15 protein-coding genes are annotated in these 21,607 nt (G+C 62.2%); 6 read left to right on the forward strand and 9 right to left on the reverse strand.

Annotated elements, in window-relative coordinates:
- Positions 1-703: 703 nt before the first annotated feature.
- Both R3F07_09350 and R3F07_09355 read right to left on the reverse strand, forming a co-directional pair.
- On the reverse strand, positions 704-2,146 hold the full coding sequence (locus R3F07_09350) for a tetratricopeptide repeat protein (GenBank protein ID MEZ5276572.1): 1,443 nt from the start codon (positions 2,144-2,146) through the stop codon (positions 704-706).
- A complete protein-coding gene (locus tag R3F07_09355; protein MEZ5276573.1) occupies positions 2,143-3,450 on the reverse strand; it encodes a VCBS repeat-containing protein in 1,308 nt (435 codons plus the stop codon). The genes R3F07_09350 and R3F07_09355 overlap by 4 nt, the downstream gene beginning before the upstream one ends.
- Positions 3,451-3,645: 195 nt before the next feature.
- Here R3F07_09355 and R3F07_09360 point away from each other — a divergent pair, with 195 nt between their 5' ends.
- Positions 3,646-5,013 (forward strand): acetylxylan esterase, encoded by a 1,368-nt coding sequence (locus R3F07_09360; protein MEZ5276574.1) that lies wholly within the window; start codon positions 3,646-3,648, stop codon positions 5,011-5,013.
- Positions 5,014-5,041: 28 nt separating this feature from the next.
- Here R3F07_09360 and R3F07_09365 read toward each other — a convergent pair whose 3' ends face one another.
- From R3F07_09365 to R3F07_09385, 5 genes are read right to left on the reverse strand one after another with little or no spacing between them, the layout of a single operon-like run.
- Complete coding sequence (locus R3F07_09365) at positions 5,042-7,156, reverse strand: glycosyl hydrolase (GenBank protein MEZ5276575.1); 2,115 nt, start codon at positions 7,154-7,156, stop codon at positions 5,042-5,044.
- Positions 7,153-8,847, reverse strand: coding sequence for a metallophosphoesterase (locus R3F07_09370; GenBank protein MEZ5276576.1), 1,695 nt, complete (start codon positions 8,845-8,847; stop codon positions 7,153-7,155). The genes R3F07_09365 and R3F07_09370 overlap by 4 nt, the downstream gene beginning before the upstream one ends.
- 9 nt (positions 8,848-8,856) lie before the next feature.
- Complete coding sequence (locus R3F07_09375) at positions 8,857-10,017, reverse strand: DNA-binding transcriptional regulator (GenBank protein ID MEZ5276577.1); 1,161 nt, start codon at positions 10,015-10,017, stop codon at positions 8,857-8,859.
- An 18-nt stretch (positions 10,018-10,035) separates the two neighbouring features.
- A complete protein-coding gene (locus R3F07_09380; protein ID MEZ5276578.1) occupies positions 10,036-10,227 on the reverse strand; it encodes a hypothetical protein in 192 nt (63 codons plus the stop codon).
- Positions 10,228-10,256: 29 nt separating this feature from the next.
- Positions 10,257-11,240 carry a glycoside hydrolase family 130 protein gene (locus R3F07_09385; protein MEZ5276579.1) on the reverse strand — a complete coding sequence of 328 codons (984 nt, stop codon included), beginning with the start codon at positions 11,238-11,240 and terminating at the stop codon, positions 10,257-10,259.
- A 411-nt stretch (positions 11,241-11,651) separates the two neighbouring features.
- On the opposite strand from R3F07_09385, the gene ilvB reads away from it, so the two are divergent.
- Together ilvB and ilvN are read left to right on the forward strand one after the other, a co-directional pair.
- A complete protein-coding gene (gene ilvB / locus R3F07_09390) occupies positions 11,652-13,343 on the forward strand; it encodes an acetolactate synthase large subunit (GenBank protein ID MEZ5276580.1) in 1,692 nt (563 codons plus the stop codon).
- Positions 13,324-13,632: an acetolactate synthase small subunit gene (gene ilvN, locus R3F07_09395; GenBank protein MEZ5276581.1), complete on the forward strand. Its 309-nt coding sequence runs from the start codon at positions 13,324-13,326 to the stop codon at positions 13,630-13,632. The genes ilvB and ilvN overlap by 20 nt, the downstream gene beginning before the upstream one ends.
- A gap of 347 nt (positions 13,633-13,979) precedes the next feature.
- On the opposite strand, the gene R3F07_09400 is transcribed toward ilvN, so the two are convergent.
- Both R3F07_09400 and R3F07_09405 read right to left on the reverse strand, forming a co-directional pair.
- A complete protein-coding gene (locus tag R3F07_09400) occupies positions 13,980-14,954 on the reverse strand; it encodes a hypothetical protein (GenBank protein ID MEZ5276582.1) in 975 nt (324 codons plus the stop codon).
- Positions 14,955-15,048: 94 nt separating this feature from the next.
- Positions 15,049-15,537, reverse strand: a complete 489-nt coding sequence (locus R3F07_09405) for an asparaginase domain-containing protein (protein ID MEZ5276583.1) — start codon at positions 15,535-15,537, stop codon at positions 15,049-15,051.
- Positions 15,538-15,658: 121 nt separating this feature from the next.
- Here R3F07_09405 and R3F07_09410 point away from each other — a divergent pair, with 121 nt between their 5' ends.
- From R3F07_09410 to R3F07_09420, 3 genes are all read left to right on the forward strand, one after another.
- A complete protein-coding gene (locus R3F07_09410) occupies positions 15,659-16,306 on the forward strand; it encodes a hypothetical protein (GenBank protein ID MEZ5276584.1) in 648 nt (215 codons plus the stop codon).
- A gap of 283 nt (positions 16,307-16,589) precedes the next feature.
- Positions 16,590-17,753, forward strand: a complete 1,164-nt coding sequence (locus tag R3F07_09415; GenBank protein ID MEZ5276585.1) for an efflux RND transporter periplasmic adaptor subunit — start codon at positions 16,590-16,592, stop codon at positions 17,751-17,753.
- Entirely contained in the window at positions 17,753-21,607 is a 3,855-nt protein-coding gene (locus R3F07_09420) for an efflux RND transporter permease subunit (protein ID MEZ5276586.1), read from the forward strand. Before R3F07_09415 ends, R3F07_09420 begins: the two co-directional genes overlap by 1 nt.

Below are 21,607 nucleotides of genomic sequence, written 5' to 3' on the forward strand. Positions count from 1 at the left end.
GACCGCAGCATGTCGGGTGACGTCCGGAGACGATGGTCGGATAGGGCCCCCGGGATGACTCACCCCGTCCCGCTCCAGCCCCCCCACCCTCCGGTTACCTCGGGACAACCCGCATTTGAACCGCCCGGAACATCATCGATCAGTATGCCTTACGGGGAAGGATCGCGGATGAACCGGCGTGGGATGCCCCAGGGTTGAGCGCCAGGAGGTCGGGAGATCACTTTCCTGCTCCGGCCGCCGCCCGAATTCTGACACCCGTGTCAATTCTCATTGAGCGATTCGTTCCCGAACGCTGACATTTCATTCTACGAAATTGATTCCCCGGGTTTGACATCGATCTCAAATCTCGTGGGCCGGAAAGGCGATTCCGGAAACTGGTGATGGCGGGCCAATTAAGATCCTTGACCACCGCTTCATCGATCCGGACCCGCAGCGCCCCCGGCCCGCCCCGACCTCAAAGCGTCCGACCCGGAAGTTCCCCGGACCGGGGCCATCCATCGTCACGATCGACCGATCCGGAAAGCTCCTTTCGATCAGGCCTGGATTCCCGACCAAGACGCAAGGAACTTCGTCGCAGCGGAGGGGAACCGGGTTCTCCGGGTCGATTCCGGCACCCGACACCAACGCCCACTGGAAGCAAAGCCGCCACCAGAAACGAAGAGTCCGCATGATCTCAGGGTCTTCTCGATCTCCTCGGATCTTCCTACCAGGGCTGACGGCCGAATCGGGTCGCGTAGGCCGACCGCATGCCCTCCAGTTCCTCCGGAGTGATCCTCGATTGGTGGCGAGCCCTCGCCAGCCAATCCCGCGCCGCCGCCTCGTCCCCGTTATTGATGCTGTAGTTGACCATCAGGACCAGGCCCACCGGGAAATCCGGCTCGGCCACCAGCGCCGCCCGGATCAGCTCCATCCCCGCTTCAACCTCCTCACGTTCAAAATGGATTCGGGCCAGGTCGAAATAGGCGTTGGCTTCCTGGGGTCGGAGTCGGATCGACTCCTGCAACTCGCCGATGGCCTCATCCTTGCGACCGAGTTCGACCAGGCGCCGACCGTTCGCCAGATGCAGACCCGGAGAATCCGGGCAATGCTGCAATCCGCGGGTCAACGTCAGGTCCGCTGCGGCATTCTGCCCCGCCTTGCGCTGCAGAACTTCCAGCTGCGCCCATCCGTCGGGGAATTCCGGCGCGATGACCGTGCAGCTCTCAAAGAGTCCCCGGGCCCGGTTGAGGTCTCCCATCGCCACATAAAGCATGCCCAGCTGATACTGGAGCTGGTAATTCTCGGGATCGAGCCGCAACGCGCGCTCCAACCGGTGGATGGCCATTGGATTATCGCCGGCATGCCCGGCATCGCCGGCCGCCACGGCCAGACGATACGTGTCGTAACAGTCCTCAAAGAGTTCCTCCAGCCACGGATCACGGATATCACTGTAGGCTCCGAACGCCTTGGCTTCACCACGGATCGCCGCCGCCTCATCCTCGTCCCCCAAGGCCTCAAGAACCGTGGGCAAAAGGTCGCGGCCAATCCGCTGCCCGCTCAAACGTCCAGCCTCTTCCAGCCGTATCCTCGCTGCCTCCCAATCCCCATGCTCAAAATCCACCCGGGCCAGACCGAGCTGCGCGTGGGCCTGAGTCTCGTCCCGATCCAGGGCTGCCTGATAGACCTCGGCCGCTTCGGCCCATCGGTTCATCTTCAGCAAGGCATCACCCAGCCGAATCCGGGCCGGCGGGAAATCCGGGGCGATCGCCACCGTCATCCGCCAGAGTGCGAGCGCCTCCTCCAGCCGTCCGGATTCCGCAAGGAGGAAGGCCAGCCGATGCGGCCAGACCGCATTGCCGGGATCGACCCGGAGCAATCCCGTATAGCAGGCGACCGCTTCCTCATAGAACCCGTTGGCATGATAGAGCCGACTCAGCTCGGCCAGTCCCCGAAGCCGGTCCGGCCCGCTGCGCGCCCGCTCCTCACTCGTGCTGAGGCGTTTCACAAACAGCGATGGCCACGCCGCCAGATCCGGCTGCTCGGGGATGCTCGCCGCAATCACCCCGTTCTCCTCAGCAATGCCGCGCCACCACCACCAGCCGGACAACACCAGCAGAAGGACTGCCCCGAACCCCGCCACCCATCCAAAACGCTTCGCCATACTCATGGTTCCGACGGATGCCAGAGGGTGATTCGTCCCATCCGCTCAAAGGGCGCATAAACCGGAAAGCCGCCCGTCACAAGGGACGGTCGGCCGGATCCATCAAAGTCCGCGGCCACCGCCGAGATCAGATCCTTGGGCGCATAGGCGAGGATCTGGGGCTCGAAGGCCATCCGGCCGTCGTTGCGGAACCACATCAGTGAAACAACCTTGGGATCCTTCTTGTTCCAGTCGGAATAGGCGCTGGTCGCGACCACGTCCACATCGCCGTCGCCGTCCAGATCGGTCCCCACCGGACTGTAGGCGCCCGGAAGATACCCAATCCGGTGATAGCGGAATTGCCCTCTTCCTTCATTTTCCAGCCACTGGACCCCATGCCAGGGCCGCGGTCCGGGCAGGGCAGCCGGGCCGAATCCGTCACCGTTGCTGTAGACCACATCCATATCCCCGTCCCGGTCGAGATCCGAGAGGCTGATCCCGCTGCTCCCATAGTCCTGGTTGGTCGATCCGAAGATGACCTTGCGACCGAACTGACCTCCCCCCAGGTTTTCAAAATAGTAGATCTCCTCCCACTGTTGGGATACCAGCGCCACGATATCGGGCCGGCCGTCAGCGTTGAAATCGGCCGGGCAGACGTTGATCGTTCCCGAGAGATCGAGCAGGCCATGGCTGACGAACTCCCATGGGCCGATCCGTTCCATCCAGCGGATCTCCCCCTGGTCGTAACCGAACTGACCGACCACCAGGTCAAGCTGCCCATCGCCGTTGAAATCCGCGGCCCGCGCATCGGTCACCCGTGCCACGTTCTCCAGCAGCTTGTGCGGCGTGAACTGTTCCGAGCCGTCGTTCTCGAGAACGAAGAGGGTTCCGATCCGGTCGTTGTTGGGAAAAACAAAACCCATGCTCGATACGATGAGATCAAGGTCTCCATCCTTATCGAGATCGGAAGCCTCGACATGGACCGGAGCACTCATATCCGTACCGACAACGCTCTCCACAAAGCCGCCGGTCTCAGTCTGACGAAGCCAGACAACCGTGTTCTCGCGGGCCTCACAGGCGAGGATATCCATCCGCCCGTCCTGGTCGAGATCGACCGCGTTGACATGGGCGATCCAGGGTGGTTCCCCAATCGGCTGACCGACCGCCTCCCGGGTCAGATAGTCCAGCCTTTCCGCCGCCTTCACCCGGGCGGAAACCGTGACTTCGGGAGTTGGAGGCGCTTTCCGGCATCCGGATGTGGAAAAGAGGAGGAACCCGAACAGGCCCGGGAGAAGGACTGCGGATTGGATGACCAGTTTGGGACTTCGCATGAGAGTCCTTTGAACTGACAGAGATGCGCTTCTGCTTCAATCGAATACGGATGGAATCCAGTAAGGGCTCTCGCCCTGCCCTGCCCTCAAGAAGCCCAGGGAGCGCTGACAGATCGTCAATGTTCATGCATGAAAGCTGGATGAAGTTCTCAGGTTTCATCATAGATGGACGAGCTGACCCAAAACCTCATGTCCATGAAACCCAACACCCTTCTTCCGTTTCTCCTCATCACCGGATCCGTTCTCGCCGGTAACGACGGCGCCGCGCCGATTTCCCCGCTTCCGCCCCAGGCCACCGTTCGCATCGCCACGGTGGATGTCCGGGTGGTTCCCGACCATCGCGATTGGACCTACCGGGTCGGCGAACCGGTCCGGTTCTCAATCTCAGTGGTGGCCGACGGGACCCCGATCGACAACGTTGTCGTTCACTACAAGATCGGACCCGAGATCATGGCCCCAACCCTTGAGGAAACCGTCGATCTCCCGATTGAAGGACTCACCGTCGAAGCGGGCACGATGGGAGAGCCCGGATTCCTTCGCTGCGAAGTGTCGACTGAAGTGGCCGGCCGGACCTACAAAGGCCTGGCCACGGCCGCGTTCTCTCCCGAACTGATCGAGCCGACCCAGACCGAGCCGGAAGATTTCGACGCCTTCTGGGAAGCGGGGAAGGCCGCCCTCGCGAAGGCGCCGATCGAGCCGCGCCTGACCCTGCTGCCGGAGGCGTGCACCGACAACGTCAACGTCTTCCATGTCCGCATCCGGACGATCGACCCAGGCTGGGGGCCGCCGGCCTACGTCTTCGGCATCTATTGCGAGCCGAAGAAACCCGGTCTCTACCCGGCCGTCCTCCGGGTTCCCGGGGCCGGAGTCCGGCCCTATGGCGGCGATACCGCCACCGCCGCGGCCGGAGCCCTTACCCTGACCATTGGCATCCATGGGCTTCCGGTCAATCTGCCCCAGGAAGTCTACGATGCGCTTGGAAGCGGAGCCCTCAACGGCTATGCCACCGCGAACCTGGACAACCGCGACCGCTATTACTACCGGCGGGTCTTCCTGAGCTGCCTCCGAGCCAATGATTTCCTGACCGGCAGGGACAACTGGGACGGTGAGCATCTCGTGGTGGCGGGCGGCAGCCAGGGCGGTCAACTCGCCATCGTCACGGCCGCGCTCGACCCGCGGGTGACCGGCCTGTCCTCCATCCATCCGGCCTATTGCGATGTGACCGGGGCCCTCCATGGCCGGGCCGACGGGTTCCCCTTCATGTTCCGCCAGTGGACTCCCGGCGTGCCGTCCGACCAGGCCACACCGGAGAAAATCGCCACCACCGCCTACTACGACACGGTCAACTTCGCCCGCCGGATAAAGGTTCCCGGGTACTACTCCTGGGGATACAACGATGTGACCTGCCCGCCGACCACCTGTTACGCCGCCTACAACCAGATCACCGCGCAAAAGGAACTCGGACTGACCCTCGAACTCGGTCACGAATACACCCCGGAACAGGCGGCGGTCAGTGAGGCCTGGATTCGCCGCCACCTCGGATTGGCCGAAACCGGTTCGTGAATCAGAGTCCGTAAACGGCGTTGGCGTTTCAAGGCACTTCGTAGACCTCGACCAATGTGATGCCCGTACCGTCACCGGGACTGTTGGCAACTGCGGTCAGGACACCGGAGGCGTTCGGGAAGACGAGCGCCGCGTCCTCCTTTCCCGGGAGCAGGGGAAACGCACTCACCTGGGCACCGGCTTCGTTGACACGATCAGCCGCGACAGGATCGTCATCCCACGGCGCATTGGAGGCCAGAATTGTCCCATCCAGCCTCCTGAGTCTCAGAAGGGGATCCGCCAGGGTGCCGGCCAGTGCAAAGGGCGGCTCCCCCAGAGTCGGTCCCACCGCACGGATGAGAACATCAGTCGCCGTCCCGCCCTGGACCACATAGCCCAGGATGACCACACCTTCGCCTGATCCGACCCGGGCACGGGTCGACAGGTTGACCAACCGGGCGCCCGAGCCGGTCTCCATGTCGTAAACCTCGATCAGGACTTTTCCCACGGTTTCGGCCACGCCCCGGACGATGATCGTGTAGGGGCCCGGCGGCACCTGGGTGAGGACCGCCGCATCCCGGCTTCCAAGTTCCAGCGGAAAAGCGCCCGATTCGGCAAAGGCCTCCTGCAACCGGACCGTTTCGTCGGGATCGCTCGACCAGTCATCGTTTGAGGCCAGCAGGGTTCCCCCGGGGGTGGTCAGGCGAAGCACGGGATCCTCGACCACTCCGGCTACACTGAAAGGCAATCCCGGTCCCACCGCCCGGATGAGCAATTGCTTGGCCCCGGCGCCCCCGACCACCAGGCCGGCGATCATCGCGTCACCCCGGGTGCCGGCAAAGGCGCGGGTCGAGAGATTGACCAGTCTTGATTCCGGAAGGGGCTCGCCACCCACGCTCAGGGCAACCGCATCACTCATCATGCTGCCGTTCGCGTTCGATACCCTGACCCGATAGGTGACTGCGTCCTCGACCGAGGCCGGACCCAATGACAGGTTCGGCGCGGATTGACCGAACATTTCGACTCCGTCCCGAAACCATTGGTAGGCCAGCGGCGGCGATCCGGAAGCGACCACTCCAAAGCTGACCGCATCCCCGGGGGAGACCGCCGCCGCAACCGGCGGCATCACGATGGACGGCGGCAGGTCCAGGCGCGGGCGGATCGTTTGCAACTCATCACGCGTCAGGACCCGCGGGTGATGGTAGACTCGGGAAAGAAAATCCACGGGATTGACAATACCGTCCGTCGTGAAATCGCCGTTCCAGGTGCAGAACCAGGCCCAGTACGCACCCGTCCGGAACATCTCGTCGGGATCCGGAATCGAGCCGTTCTCCGACATGCCCACGATCTTGCGGCCATCCCGAAAGTCACGAAACCGCTGATACTCCGCGGCGAAGGGCGCGTGGGTCCCGGTCGGCGGGTAGGTATCCAGACTGATGATATCGACGTAATCATCGCCCGGATACCATGCCTCGAGCGCTCCGCTCTGGGCGGTCGGGTTGTAGCACCAGACCAGATTGGTCAACCCGTGCACCTCTACGAACCGATCAAACATGAAGACCCAGGCCTGCTTGAATGCCTCGGGCCCTTTGGCCCCCCACCAGAACCAGCCGCCGTTGCACTCGTGAAAGGGACGCCAGAGGACCGGCACTCCCGCGTCCCTGAGCTTCTTCAGTTCCTCGGCGACTTCGTCCATCTCCCGGATGAATTCCTCATTGTCGCGAGTACCCGCCTTGAGCGCCTCGATCAGATTGAAATCCGTGCTGTTCGTATAAAATGCCTCCCGGGGACGGCCGGCAAACCAGTGAAAGCAGATGGTGACGATCCCGCCGGCCTCCGACCACTCGATGGCACGTTCGCCCACCCGCTGGGTGGTGTTGCGATCGTCGCTCATGAACATGAAGTCGAACCCGCGAACGGCCGGGACCTGGCCGGTCTTGTCCAGAATGTAGGGGAACTCCGGATTGTTGCCCGTCCCGAACCAGTCGACCGTTTCCTGCTGGCCGGAAAGAACGTATTTCCCCCGGACGGACTCGAGGAAATCGAGGAGCGCGCCCACTTCGGGTATCGCATCCGGTGAGACCGGCGCATCAAGGGCCTTGGCCTGCGACAGGCACACCCAAAGGAGTGCCCAATGGAGGCAAAAGCGCAGGGGTCCGTTCATTTCTGATCGACTCTCAATGATCCGAATCCCGGCACCGAAAGATCCCTCCACCAGAGAACGGACGGTTTGGTGTTTTCCGGTCGATCGTGATCCATCCAACCGACATTGAGGCGGATCATCTCCTCGCCCACCGGCAAAGGAAAAGCGAATTCCCCGACCAGACCCCCGGCTGTCGCACGAACCGCGATATCGGCCTCCTCCGTTCCGGCCACACCCTCGATCCTGATCCGACCCGAGGCGGTCTCGATATCCAGATAGAGCCGATCCTGAAGGACACCGCGTCGGGCCGAAACAAGGACGCGATCATCGAAAGTCTGCACCGCGATCAAGAGTCGATCTGCGTCCCGAGCGACCGCAAAGCGAAATCGACCGTCCTCGGGTCCATGCCAATCCCAATCCTCATAAATGAAAGAGGGATGACTGACCTCGGTAAAGTCCTGACCCTTCCAGTCGGAGAGATCGCCGTCGATTCGGATCGCACCGGTGATCATCTCGACCGAACCGACCCAATCGAGAAGGACCCTCTTGCGTGCGGGAAGCGTCAAACGGCGTTCACCGATGGCGTAGGCTCCCGTCAGCTCCAGTTCCAAACCCGCTTCGTTCAGATCATGAATCGGGATGGCCGGCACCGCCAGAAGATCCACTTTGAAATCGAGCCAACCGGCGGGCGGAACCTGGATTGCCACATCTTCGGGCTCAAAGCGCAGGCCCGAAGGGGCGGCCAGATGTCCCGAAACCTCCAGGGGATAAGCCTGCGGATTGCTCAGATGGATGACCAGAGGAAGACGATCGAAAGCTTCGTCTTCATGAAGGACCGGGTCGACCCGCATCCAAAGGCCCTCCCGCAGCGAATCGACCGGTCCACGGGTTGTTTCGTCCACAATTCCATCCGAAAGAATTCCATCGAGCGCCAGAAGGGTCACGACCGGACCATCCGGTTTCATCGTGACCCAGGTGACATGGTCGAATTCCCCGAACTCCGGTCCCCTCAAGGCGCTGCCTCCTCCGGTCGTCGCGAGAACATAATGCGTCATCCCATGGCGCTCCGCCTTGAGGTAATTGTGGTGGTGACCGGTGAAAACGGTGTAGGAACGCCCAGCCAATGCCTCTTCGATCGGTCCGTAGCCAGCTTGATCCTCATAGAGCCAGAGAGGACGGTGGAAGAAGAGAAGTGTCCACCGCACATCGGGATGGGCGGCCAGGGCCTCAACGGCAAACCGGATCTGTTCGGGCCCGATTCCGCCGCCGGAAAGATCCTCGGTATGGAGGATGAGAAAAAGGACGTTCTCGTGGACAAAACAGTAGTAGGGATCGCCGCGCCTCTCCTTCCAGGCAGAAAGAAGCTCTCCATTGCTGATATCGTGATTTCCCGGAACAAAATAGAAAGGCATCCCGAGCCGGTTCACGATGGCTTCGAATTCCTCCCATTGCTCGTTCCAGACCCCCGGCTCCTGGGTATAGCCGTCGATGAGATCACCGACCGACAGAACAAAGTCCGGTTGCAGGCAGTTCACCTTATCGACGGCATCTTCGAAAACGCCCGGCCGCATTCCGCCGTTTCGATCAGCGAGGATGGCGAAGCGGAACGTTCCCTCGTCATCATCGGGCGGTTGACCGGTGACCGGAACGGCGGCGAACGCCGAGCCCCAAACCGCAACCAGAGTCGAAAAAAGGATAGTCGGACGCATCATGATCGTCATTCAATCTCCCGATTTCATCCGGATTCGGTAGGCGCCCGGCGATACGCCGACCAGGCGCTTGAAGACAACCGACATGTACTCGATGTGCTCGAAGCCGGTCAGGTCGGCAATCCGCTTCAGCGGGAAATCCGTCTCGAACAGAAGCTGCTTCATCCGCGCCACCTGGACCCGGCGGATTTCCGCCTGGGGGGAACGCCCGATATAACGCCGGAAGCGCTTCTCGAGCTGGCTCCGCGAAGCCGCCGCATGCGCCACCACCTCGTCGACGCTCAGGCCGAGGCAGGCGCGCTCGCGGATGTAGCTGAGCGCCTTGGCCACATTGCGGTCGTCGATGGCCAGCACGTCCGTCGATTGCCTCGTCACGATGCCGACCGGCTCGATCCGCTCGTCGAGATCAGTCAGATCCGCACCTGAAAGAATCGCAGCCATCACTTCCGCCGCCCGATAACCCGAGTGGAAGGGGTGGGTGGCCACGCTGGAAAGGGGCGGATAAGGCAATTCGCACCGGTGGGTCTCGTTGTTGGCCCCGAGAACGGCCACCTCCTCTGGAATGAGCAGATCCGCTGCCTGCACCGCGTTCACGACCTGCTGGGCGCGCAGATCGTTGCAGGCCATGACTGCCAGTGGGTGACGAATCCCCCGCAACCATTCAACCAGGCGAAGATTCTCTCCGTGATCCCAGGCCGGTGTCGTCTGCCCCGGCCAATCGGTCTCAAAGTCAAGCGGCTCCAGTCCGCCGAGCCGGACGGCCTCGACAAAACCGTCCCGCCGCTCGCAGGACCACCCTTCGTTGCCAAATCCGCAGAATCCCATTCGCTGGTAGCCCCGTTCGAGAAAATGCTCTCCTCCCAGGTGGCCGATGGTCCGATTGTCGGGCCGGATCTTCGGCACGCCCGGGAACCGGGGGATATCGTTGAGATCCACCAGAGGAAGGCCGAGGTCCCGGCAGGCTCCAGCCAGCTTCGAAGTGGTGTGCCGGCTGATCACGCCGTCCCAAGGCTGATCCTTGAGCCAGTCCATGTCCGATTCGGCCCGACCCTGGTCATCGAGGAAGATATCCCAATGCACATGCGATCGGGAATACTTGGATACGCCGTCCAGCATCGGGCCGCATTCCTCGAACCGGGTCATGAAAACACAGAGAATCCGGGGGCGAATCATGGCATCTCCCTTCCCCCCTCAGACCTTTCCGCGGATGCCCTCAGGCTGCCCGCGTATTTCCACCATGCGACCATGGGCCAACGGGTATCGCCTGACGAGGATGAAGGCAATTGGGATCCCCATGATCGGACTGGGGAACAGCGCCGGCCCGTCGCCGCCGTGGGCCGGGGCGGCTGTGGCCGCTCCAACCGGATCTCGAGTGTCACACATGGAATTCAGGCCGAATCTGCCGATCGGGCTCAGACCGGATGGGCCAGAATGAAGTCAACCAATTCGTCCGCCTTCCCGAAGCAGAGAGCGGTGAAGGTGTCCGCGGCCCCGTAGTAGATGGCGATCCGTCCGCTCGGGGCGTCACAGAGACAACCGACCGGGAAACACACACTGGCCACGAAACCCTGCAGTTCATAGGCGGCCTCAGGGGTGAGCAGCGCCTGGTTGAGACGGGCCCGCACCTTCCAGGGTTGCTCCAGGTCGAGCAGGGCTGCGCCGATCGAATAGCTGAATCCGTTGCAGGTGCCGGTGACTCCATGGTAAAAGAGGAGCCAGCCTTCGCTCGTTTCAACCGGCGACGGGCCCGCCCCGATCTTGGTCGAATCCCACCAGCGGGGACCCCGGCTCATCATGTGCCGGTGCCGACCCCAGTAGACCATGTCGGGACTCTCGCTGACGAAGATATCACCGAACGGGGTGTGACCGGTATCGCTGGGCCGGCTCATCATGAGGTATTTTCCCCCGATCTTCCGTGGGAAGAGAACCCCGTTCCGATTGTAGGGAAGGAAGGCATTCTCCAATTGCTCGAAGGTCACGAAGTCCCGGGTCCGGGCCATGCCGATGGTCGGCCCGTGGTAGCCGTTGCACCAGGTCACATAGTACCAATCCTCGATCAGGGTGACCCGCGGATCATACCCATACTCGTGACGCTTCACCTCGGGGTCGGCACATTGGAAATCAATCGGCTTGGGCTCGAAGGTCCATTTCAACCCGTCCGGGCTGCGCCCGGCGTGCAGATGCGGCATCCGGTCCATCCCCTCCGTCCGGAAAACGCCGGCGAAGGCACCCTCAAATGTGACGACCGCACTGTTGTAGATGCCGGTCACGCGCGGGAGGGGACGGCGGCCGACGACAGGATTGGCGCTGTAACGCCAGAGCAGGTCTTCGTTGCCGGAAGGGCGGTCCTCCCAAGGCATATTGCGGATGGCGGGGCCTTCGATTTTGAGTTTCATGGACAACCTTGATTGGGGAGGGATTTGCTGGACGACCACCGTGCGATCATGACGGACTTCCCGACCCGGGTCGAGGTGACTCTTCGTTTTGGAATTAAGCTATTTTGCCACAGAGGAGGACAGATCGAAGAATCTCCGGTGGAGCGAGAAAGAATCCCGAGACCCTTCAGAACTTTCCCGCTTGACTTCCACCCTGCCCTGCCGATTTAAACCCGGTCAGAAACCCACCGCCGATTCTCCCGATGACTTTCAATCACACCCGCGCCCGCACGCTATCCGACCTTCTCGTGGTGGTCGTAGCCGTCGTCGTCGTCGTCGGGCTCAGGGAGCCGCCGCGGGTGTAAAGAGGTTATTCCACGAACCAATTTTCCAAACCCCCGTCGGCCAGACCGACGGGGGTTTTTTCTTTTTATGAAAACGACCGGAGCAGAAATCGTCATCACCCTTCTCGAGAGACAAGGGATTCACACCATCGCGGGCCTTCCCGGGGGAGCGAATCTGCCTCTCTACGACGCCCTCGGACGGAGCGGGCAGATCCGCCATGTGCTCGCCCGCCATGAACAGGGGGCCGGCTTTATCGCCCAGGGCATGGCGCGGGCCAGCGGCGAGACCGCCGTCTGTTTCGCCACCTCCGGGCCGGGTGCGACCAATATCATGACCGCCCTGGCGGATGCCAAACTCGATTCCATTCCAATCGTCTGCATCACCGGCCAGGTGCCCACGTCTCTGATCGGCACGGACGCCTTCCAGGAAATCGACACCTATGGGATGAGCCTCCCGGCCACCAAGCACAACTACCTCGTTCGCTCCGCCCGGGAATTGCTAGAGGTCATTCCCGAAGCGTTTCGACTGGCTGCCTCAGGCCGTCCGGGTCCGGTCCTGATCGACGTGCCCAAGGATGTTCAGCTCGAGTCGATCGAAGTGTCCGCGTGGCCCGAACCCGGGCAGAGGGTATCGCCCGGGGCGCCGACAACCGATGCGATCATTGAGGCCGCCCGGCTGATCGCCGAATCCCGAACCCCCATTCTCTACCTGGGCGGCGGCATCATCCATTCGAACGCGGCCGGCGCGGCCCGACGCCTGGCCGAAAAGGCAGACCTGCCGGTGACCCAGACCCTGATGGCTCTCGGTGCCTTCCCCCACGATCACCCGCTTTCGCTCGGCATGCTCGGCATGCATGCGGCCCGCTTCACCCACCTCGCCCTCGAGGAATGCGATCTCCTGATCGCGGCTGGAGCCCGCTTCGATGACCGGGCGACTGGTCGCCTGGCCACCTTTTGCCCCCGAGCCAAGGTCATCCACATCGACATCGACCCGAGCGAGATCCACAAACTCCGCCGAGCCGAAGTGGCGATCGAGGGCGATGTCGGCCTTGTCCTCGAAGCGATTGCCGACCTCCTTCCGGTCACGACCCGTCCGGACTGGCGACAGTCGATCGCCGGGATGAAGGCATCGAGTCCCCCGGCCTGGCAATTCGACGATCTCGACCCCGGGTCGCCCTATGCCTTGATCCGCTCCGTCGCGGCCCTGACCGATGATGAAACGGTTGTCACGACCGATGTGGGTCAGCACCAGATGTGGGTGGCGCAGGCCTATCCCTTCCGCCAGCCGCGCCGCTGGCTGACCTCGGGCGGGCTCGGAACGATGGGCTTCGGGTTGCCTGCGGCCATCGGGGCCGCCCTGGCCGAGCCCGGGCGCCCCGTCATCTGCTTCAGCGGAGACGGCAGCTTTCTCATGAACAACCAGGAACTCGCCACCGCGGCCGAGTGGAATCTCCCGGTCAAAATCGTCCTTTTCAACAACCAGGGACTCGGGCTTGTCCACCAGCAGCAACACCTCTTCTACGGACGCCGCTTCCAGGCCTCCCTTTTCCAGAACAGAGTCGACTTTCCCGCCCTCGCCCGGGCCTTCGGAGTCCGGGCCCTCGATCTGGCCACAACCCCCGATCCGTGGGACCGGATTGCGGAGGAATTCCTGACTCCGGGTCCCTGCCTGATCCACGTGCCGATGAATATTGAGAACCGCGTCTTCCCGATGGTTCCTCCAGGCGGCGCCAACAAGGACACCATTGAGAACGAAAGCCATGCCCTCGCCCACAACTGAGATCACTCCGGCCCGGATCCTCGAGATCACGGTCAAGAACCATCCCGGCGTCATGTCCCATGTCTGCGGGCTCTTCGCCCGCCGGGCCTACAATGTCGACGGCATTCTCTGCCTGCCCGATCCCGACCGCGCAACCAGCCGTATCTGGTTGCGCCTCCAGGAAGACGAACGCCTCGATCAGATCATGCGGCAGATCGAAAAGCTGGTCGATGTCCTCAGCGTCCGCGAGCACGAGGCCGGCCACGACGTCTTCGTGCGCCTCGAGGACTTTTTCCGGATCCGACCGTAAACGGATGGTCCCTGCAACCCGGACGAAACGGGGTCATGGGGGGGCAGGCCGCGTGCAGACAAAACGTAGCCTACTACGTAGTGTTTTGACCCAAAAAACAAACCGTAGTCCACTAGAATGGCGCTTAGTTAAGGGTGCTTGTCGTTGTTTTGTCTCGAACAACCGTTGCGGCTGGCCGGGGACGTCCAGCCCTACCACGGATGCTCTGATTTCGGTTGGTAGGGCGAGGGCCTCCGGACCCGCCGTCGAAGAGCAGTCAACACCTCGTTGGCCGATCCGACTCTTTCGCTAACTAGGCGCCATTCTAGTCCACTACGTTTTGTTTCAGCGCGCGGCTCCCGCACCTCTCAGGGCAGGTCGTCGAGCGAGTGGTCCCAGACCAGGTTCTTGACCACCCCTTCGCTTGAGCGGTTGATTTCCACGTAATCGAGCTGGCTCTCGACCGGCCCCTCCGCCCGGAGCGGGTATTTCATCGGTCCCTGCGGCCCGTCGAGGATGACACTGGCGACAAAGCCGAAACTTCCGTCGGGCAATCTCACTTCATAGTAGCCGTCCTTGGCTTTGAAGCGACCGACCATCTGGGGTTCGCCCTCCAGCTTGACCACCAGCGATTCGGTGCCGACATCGTAGGCCAGCACTTCAATCGTGAATTCCGGCAACGGCTCACCGTCCGCCGAAGTGACCCAGCCAATCATGAATCCCTTGCGCGGCACCAGTGGCTTCCCCCAGGTCGGAGCCTCGATCGCTTCTCCCGCCGCACGTCGGCGATCATTCTCCCGCCTGCGTTCTTCCGCCAGGCGCGCCTCGCGTTCGGCGGCCTCCCGCCGGTCCCGCTCCCGGCCGGCGAAAAACTCATCACGGGTCACCCGTCCGTCAAAATCGAGATCGTAGGCACCCGCGCCGGCCCGGCTGATGTCGGTCCCGGAAAGATACCCGGAGAAGGTCGAATCGTACCCGGCAAAGAGCTCAATATCGGCCTGGGTCAGGTGCCCCTCCTCGATCCGCAGGCGGTCGCGGGCTCGTCCCGCCATGAATTCCAGTTCGGTGATCTCGCCATCCCGGTCGGCATCGTAACCCCGGTAAGGTCCCACTTCGATTCCCGAGAGCCACCCGTCCAGGTTGAGGTCGGCCTGCGCAAAAAGTGTCTCCTCGGATTCGACCGGTTCGGCGGTCTCCGCGGCGACGGGCGCACCGCCTTCTTCCAAGGCGGTCGCCGGAGGACGGCTGACCGTTTGAGCGGTCCGGTCGTCCTGGGCATGGGCCTGCGACAAGAGCAGACCCAGAACAAGCGATCCGACCGGAAACAAGGGGAGACATTTCATGGTCGAGAAGATTCTCATGTCTAGCAACTTGCACCGGACAGGCAAGCGAAGAACCGACACGATAAGTGGATCGGGATTTCCCTGACGCGCCCTCTCAATCGGTGATCGCCTCAAAGAGGTTCTTTTCCCGGTTCTTCCGGGTGGTCGCCGGGTCGAAAATCCGGCCATTCATGGCGATATAGACCCCGGGGGGCAGGATCTGCACACAGGCCAGCGCAAACCCGATATTGAAGACCGCGTCGGTCTCCCGAAACCGGGCCGGAGTCAGCGCGCCGGTCAGAACGATCGTCTTCCCGTCAATCCCCTGGAGAACCCGGCCCGTTTCACACATCGTGTCGGTACCGTGGGTGACGAGAATATGTTCGGAGGCCGCTTCCTCGGCGGCCATCCGGATGGTCTTCCGGTCCCCTTCGCTGAACTCCAGACTGTCTTTCCTGAGCACCACGCGGACGTCGTAGGTGAATCCCGCATGGATGTGCTTGAGCACCTCGGCGATCTGCGGGTCGCCCACCTGAAACTCACTCAGGGCGTCGAAATAGATCTTGTCGATGGTTCCACCGGTGGTGAGGACGGAGATATGCATGCTGGGAGAGGATTGGGGGCTGCGGAGTCATCCGAAAGCAAATTCGGCGATTTAGGAATGGAAGAATCCGGAAAACAGGGAACTGTCGGGTCCATGAAAGCCCCGGCGCCACCACCCACCGATGCCAACCGACAAACGCCCTCCTGAGATGACGCGTCAGACTCTTCTACTGACCGGATTCGGTCTCTGGGGTGAGGAACGCTACAATACATCCTGGGAGACAATCCGGGACCTGACACCGGAGTTGCCGGCCGGCTGGACTGTCCTCCGGGAATGCCTGCCCGTGGAATGGGACCGTGGGCCCCGGATCCTCCTTGACCGGCTCGACGCCTCCATCGGCGCCGTGGTCTGCTTCGGCATGTGCGGGGGCGACCGGATCCGGCCCGAACGTCTCGCGGTCAACCTCGCCGACCGGTCCCTGCCCGACGCCAAAGGAAACCTGGCCGACTCCGATCTCCTCGACGAAGCCGGTGTGCCCGCCTGGTTCACCGGATTTGACTACCCGCGATTGGTCGCCTCCCTGCGGGAGGACGGTCTGCCCGCGGTGGAGTCGAAGGATGCCGGAGGGTTTCTCTGCAACAAGGTCTTCTACACCCTGATGCAGGCCCGCGCACGGATGGGGGCCTCCTTTACCGCCGGGTTTGTCCACCTTCCTCACTATGAGACCGAAGGCGGACTCCCTGCACCGGTTCTGAGGCGGGCCGCCGTAATCTGCATTCGGCATGCCCTCAATCTTGCGGCCGATGCAAATCCGGGCCCGGCCGGATAGACGAAACGGCATCTGACTGAACGATTCCCGCAACTTTTGACTGCGGCCGGGAGTATTCCTGAAAGTCAAACCACTGCCGACCGTTTGCGGATCATCCTGTGGCATGCCAGATTCCACCTTTACCCGTTCACGCATCCTCTTCACAACCTGACCTTGTCGGTCTTTCCTTGAGTCGCCCGTCCACGCTTGATTGAGTCTGCTTTCCGCCAATGACGCTCCGTCCGGGAGCACCTGCCTCACGATTGAGGTCCGCCTGTCTTCCCGACCACACACATTCCACTCCATGACCGCACGCATCATCACTTTTCTCCTGGTCCTGCTTCTCGTTGGCGCGACCGGCTGCCGCAAGGCCGACAGTGCAACAGATGCCACCGCCAAGACCGAAGGGAAGCCCGCCGAGGGCAAGGAGGGTGACGGTCCCGGGAACGGAGAAAAGACCGACGAGAAAAAGGAGGCGGTCCCGGTTGAAGTCGCCGAAGCCCGGATCGGAGACATCTCTTCCTATCTCCTCTACAACTCAACCCTTGAAACCGAGGGCGCGGTCGAGATTTATCCGCAGATCTCCGGCCTCATCCGGGAGCTCCTGGTCGAGGAAGGCGACCGGGTGGACGCTGGTGATGTTCTTCTGCGGCTCGACGACGACGAACTCCGGGTGGCGGCCAAGGAAGCGGAGGTCACTCTCGAGCGTCTCGAGTCCACCTTCAAGCGGACCCAGGATCTCTCGGAGCGCGGGATGATCAATGAACAGGATTTTGAATCCGCCCGTTTCGACCTGGCCCAGGCCCGGCTCCGCCTCGAGTCCGCCCAATTGCGTCTCGACCAGACGATCATCCGCGCACCGGTCGCCGGCGTGATCACCGAACGGGCCGTCCAGATCGGGGCGCGGGTGGCCCCGGCGACGATGCTCTTCGGCATGATGCGGCTCGACGAGATGATCGCCCGGGTCTACGTTCCCGGACGCCACCTCACTTCGGTCCAGGTCGGCCAGACAGCCGAGCTTTCGTCGGACTTCCTGCCCGATGTGAAATTTGAAGGCTGGATCAAGCGGATAAGCCCGGTCGTTGATCCCCGAAGTGGAACCTTCAAGGTGACCATCGGAGTGAAGGCCCTCGCCGACCAGGCCCCGCCCGGCCTTTTTGTCGCCGTCAAGATCATCACAGACACCCACCTCGACGCGGTCCTGGTGCCCAAAGAAGCCGTCGTTTACGAGGGCGGTGAACGTTTCGTTTTCTCCGTCAAGGAAGGCATCGCCCAAAAACAGAAGCTCGAGGGCGGTTACGACAATACCACTTCGGTCGAAGCCGTGGCCGGGATCGAGAAAGGCACCCAGATCATCGTCCTTGGCCAGAATGGCCTGAAGGACGGGACCCCGGTCCGCGTGGTCATGCCAAAGACTTCAGCCGTGACCGGGATCGAATCACCCCAGCAAGAGCCGGGTGACGCCTGATGAATCCGGACAAGAAGAGCGGCGTTCCATTTCAATCCCGTTTCTCGATCACGACCGAGAGACCGGTTGCCATCCTCATGGTGGTGATGGCCGTTTGTGTCTTCGGCATGGTCTCCTACAAGAGGCTGGCCCTCACGCTGATGCCCGACATCAGTTACCCGGCGCTGACGGTCAGGACGGAATACCCGGGCACCGCACCGGAGGAAGTGGAAAACCTGATCTCGCGCCGGCTGGAACAGGAACTCGGCATCATCCCCAACCTGGTCAGCATCAGCTCCATTTCCAAAGCCGGTCAGTCCGATGTGATCCTCGAGTTCGCCTGGGATACCGACATGAAGGGCATCTCCCAGGAGATCCGCGAGAAGGTCGACCGGGTCCGCCTGCCCGACGAGGCCCGCCGTCCCCTTCTCCTGCATTACGATCCCTCGCTCGACCCGATCATGCGGATGGGGCTCTACGGCCCACAGTCTCTCTACGAATTGCGCTATCTCGCCGAGAACGAGATCAAGCGGGAACTGGAGTCCCTGCCCGGGGTCGCCGCCGTCAAGGTGAAGGGCGGTCTCGAGGAGCAGTATCACGTCTCGCTCGATGAGGAGAAGATATCCCTGATGGGCCTCGATATCAATCAGGTGAACAACCGGTTGGCCCAGAACAATGTCAACATCCCCGGAGGCAACCTGCGCGAGGGACAGACCGAATACCTGATCCGTACTCTCAATGAGTTTCAATCGATCGACGAGATCGCCGACCTGATCGTCGCGCGCCAGGGCGGCGTGGACGTCCGCATCAAGGACATCGGGGAGGTCTACCGCTCCCACAAGGACCGTGAAATCATAACCCGGGTCAAGGGACAGGAAAGCATCGAGATCGAGATCTACAAGGAAGCCGACGCCAACGTGGTCGCGGTGGCGCAGCAGGTCAAAGACCGCCTCAAGGGCAGGCCGGAGCAACGGGCCTTTGTGGAGAAAATGAAAGCCGAGGCGGAGAAAAAGCCCGAACCTCCCAAGAAAGAAGAGGACAAGGCAGCCAAGGGCGACGGCAAGGGCAAGCCCGGTGACGGCAAGGGCAATCTCGAGGCCAAAAAGCGCCAGGCCGCCATGGAGACGATGAACCGGCTCCGCATGACCGATTTCATCGAGTACCGCCTTCCCGAAAAATCCGGCATCGAGGTGCTCTCCGATCAGTCGATTTTCATCCGCAATTCGATTCGGGAGGTGAAGAGCAACGCCATTCTCGGCGGCCTCATGGCAGTCATCGTGCTCTTTGTCTTCCTGCGCAACTTTGTCCACACCCTGATCGTCGGCATCACCATACCCGTCTCCATCGTGGCCACCTTTGCCCCGATGTACATCTTTGATGTGTCGCTCAACATCATCTCGCTCGGCGGTCTTGCCCTCGGGGTGGGCATCCTCGTCGACAACTCCATCGTCGTTCTCGAGAGCATCTTCCGGTGCCGGGAGGAAGGAGACTCCGTCGGCAACGCCACCGTCCGTGGCGTGACTGAGGTCGGCAGCGCCGTCATCGCCTCGACCCTGACCACGGTTGCCGTGTTCTTTCCCATCGTCTTTGTTGAAGGCGTGGCCGGACAGGTTTTCGGCGACATGGCCCTGACGGTCGTCTTCTCGCTTCTGGCTTCGCTGGCCGTGGCCCTCTTCTTCATCCCGATGCTGGCTTCGCGCAGAATCACCGACGCCGCCCAGGTCGGATCCGCCAGTCCGGTCGCCTCCCGCTTCTTCAGGTTTTCCGCCAATACCGAGGGAATGGACGCTTGGGCGCGCTTCCGGTCCGCCCTGTTCATCCCCCCGGTCTGGGGTGTCCGCCTGCTCCTCCTGGTTTCAGCCGTCGTCATTCTGGTGATACGTGCAATCGGGCTGGTCCTGTTTCCTCTGGCCGCGGTGCTCGCCGGTCTGTTCGAGGCGATCGTCCGCCGCCGAAGCCCCCGCTTCCCCGCACTTCTGGCGCGCTTCCCGGTGGTCATTCCCGGGTTGGCCTGGGCGGAATACGACCAGGTCTGGCCGGGAATCATCCGGAATGAAGCAGCCCGCCGGCTGCTTGACCACATCCGCCGGTTCTCCGGGTGGGTGACCGCCGGACCCTCTCTTTTCAGGAGGGTCGCCCGCACATTTGCCGCCCTGCTCGTGCTGCCGCTCGTGCTCCTCACGTTCTATTTTGGACTCATCCTCCGGACCATCGGGTCGTTGCTGCACCTCGTCCTGGTCAGCCTCATCCTGACCGCCATCGCCATCTGGACGACCGCCAATTGCGTCGGCGCGCCCCTGCTCGCGCCCGTCCTCACCGGGTTTGAAAAAGGGTTCAATTTCCTTCAGGACCTCTACCCTCGTGTTCTCGGGTGGTCGCTGAAGAATCCCACGGCGGTCCTGGGGATCTGCGTGCTGCTTTTCATCGCGGTCATCGGCGGCATCCTGCCCCGTCTCGGCCGGGAGTTGATCCCACAGGTCCATCAGGGGGAATTCAACCTCGACATCACCCTGCCCGTCGGAACGCCCCTGGAACGGACCGCCGAAGTCGCCATGCAGGTGGAGGACGAAGTCCTGCGCCATAAGGAGGTCGAACGGATCGCCACCGAGGTCGGTTCGGAAAACACCGCCACCAGTTCGTCCGAGGAAGGCGAACATACCGGTGCCGTCATGGTCCGGATGAAGGACGGTCTCGGTGCCCGGGAGGAAGATGCATTGATCAGCCGCATCCGGAACAACCTTCGCGACCTTCCAGAGACCAATATCGAAGTGTCCTACCCCGCTCTCTTCAGCTTCAAGAGCCCGATCGAAGTCGAGATCAGGGGATGGGATCTCGAGCAACTCCGCACGGTCAGCCGCCAGGCGGAGATCGAACTCGCGAACGTTGCGGGTCTCGTCGACGTCAAATCGTCGTTCCAGCGGGGCAATCCCGAGCTCCAGATATCGTACAAACGCGATCGCCTGGCCGAGTATGGGCTCGAACTTCGCCAGGTCGCCGAACTCGTCCGCAACAAGGTCCAGGGTCAGGTGGCCACGGAGTTCCGCAGGGAAGAACGGCAAATTGATATCCTCGTCCGGCTCAACGAAAAGGATCGCCTCGGCGTCGATGAAATCGAGCGACTGATCATCAATCCGGGCGAACCGATTCCCATCCCGCTTTCCTCAGTCGCCGACATCCGGATCAACGAAGGGCCGAGCGAGATCCGGCGGATCGACCAGGAGCGGGCCGCCCTGCTCACCGCCAACGTCAGCGGGGTTGACCTCGCTTCGGTTTCCTCGGGGATCGCCCTCATTCTTGGATCGATGGAGTTCCCCGAAGGCTTCGGCTACCTGATCAGCGGTCAGAACGCCGAAATGCAGACCTCGACCAACAGCCTCATCCTGGCGATGTGCCTGGCCCTCTTCCTTGTTTATATCGTGATGGCGAGCCAGTTTGAATCGCTGGTCCACCCCCTGGTCATCATGTTCACGGTCCCGCTCGCCCTGATCGGCAGCGGGATCGCCCTCTGGCTGCTCGGCCTCTCCCTCTCCATCACCGTATTCATCGGGCTGATCATGCTCGCCGGCATCGTGGTCAACAACGCCATCGTCCTGGTCGACTACATCAATCACCTGCGCAAGACCGGGATGGAGAAGACCGAGGCCATCATCCAGGCCGGCACCGTCCGTCTTCGGCCGATCCTCATGACGACCGCCACCACCGTCCTCGGCCTCATCCCGATGGCCATGGGCCTCGGGGAAGGAGCCGAAATCCGCACCCCGATGGCCATCACGGTCATCGCGGGCCTGCTCAGCTCGACCATCCTGACCCTCGTCGTCATTCCCACGGTCTACCTCATCGTCGACCGCCGCAAGACAATCGCCCCGGCCACCTGA

It is taken from the genome of Opitutaceae bacterium (genome assembly GCA_041395105.1).
Taxonomy (GTDB): Bacteria; Verrucomicrobiota; Verrucomicrobiia; order Opitutales; family Opitutaceae; genus B12-G4.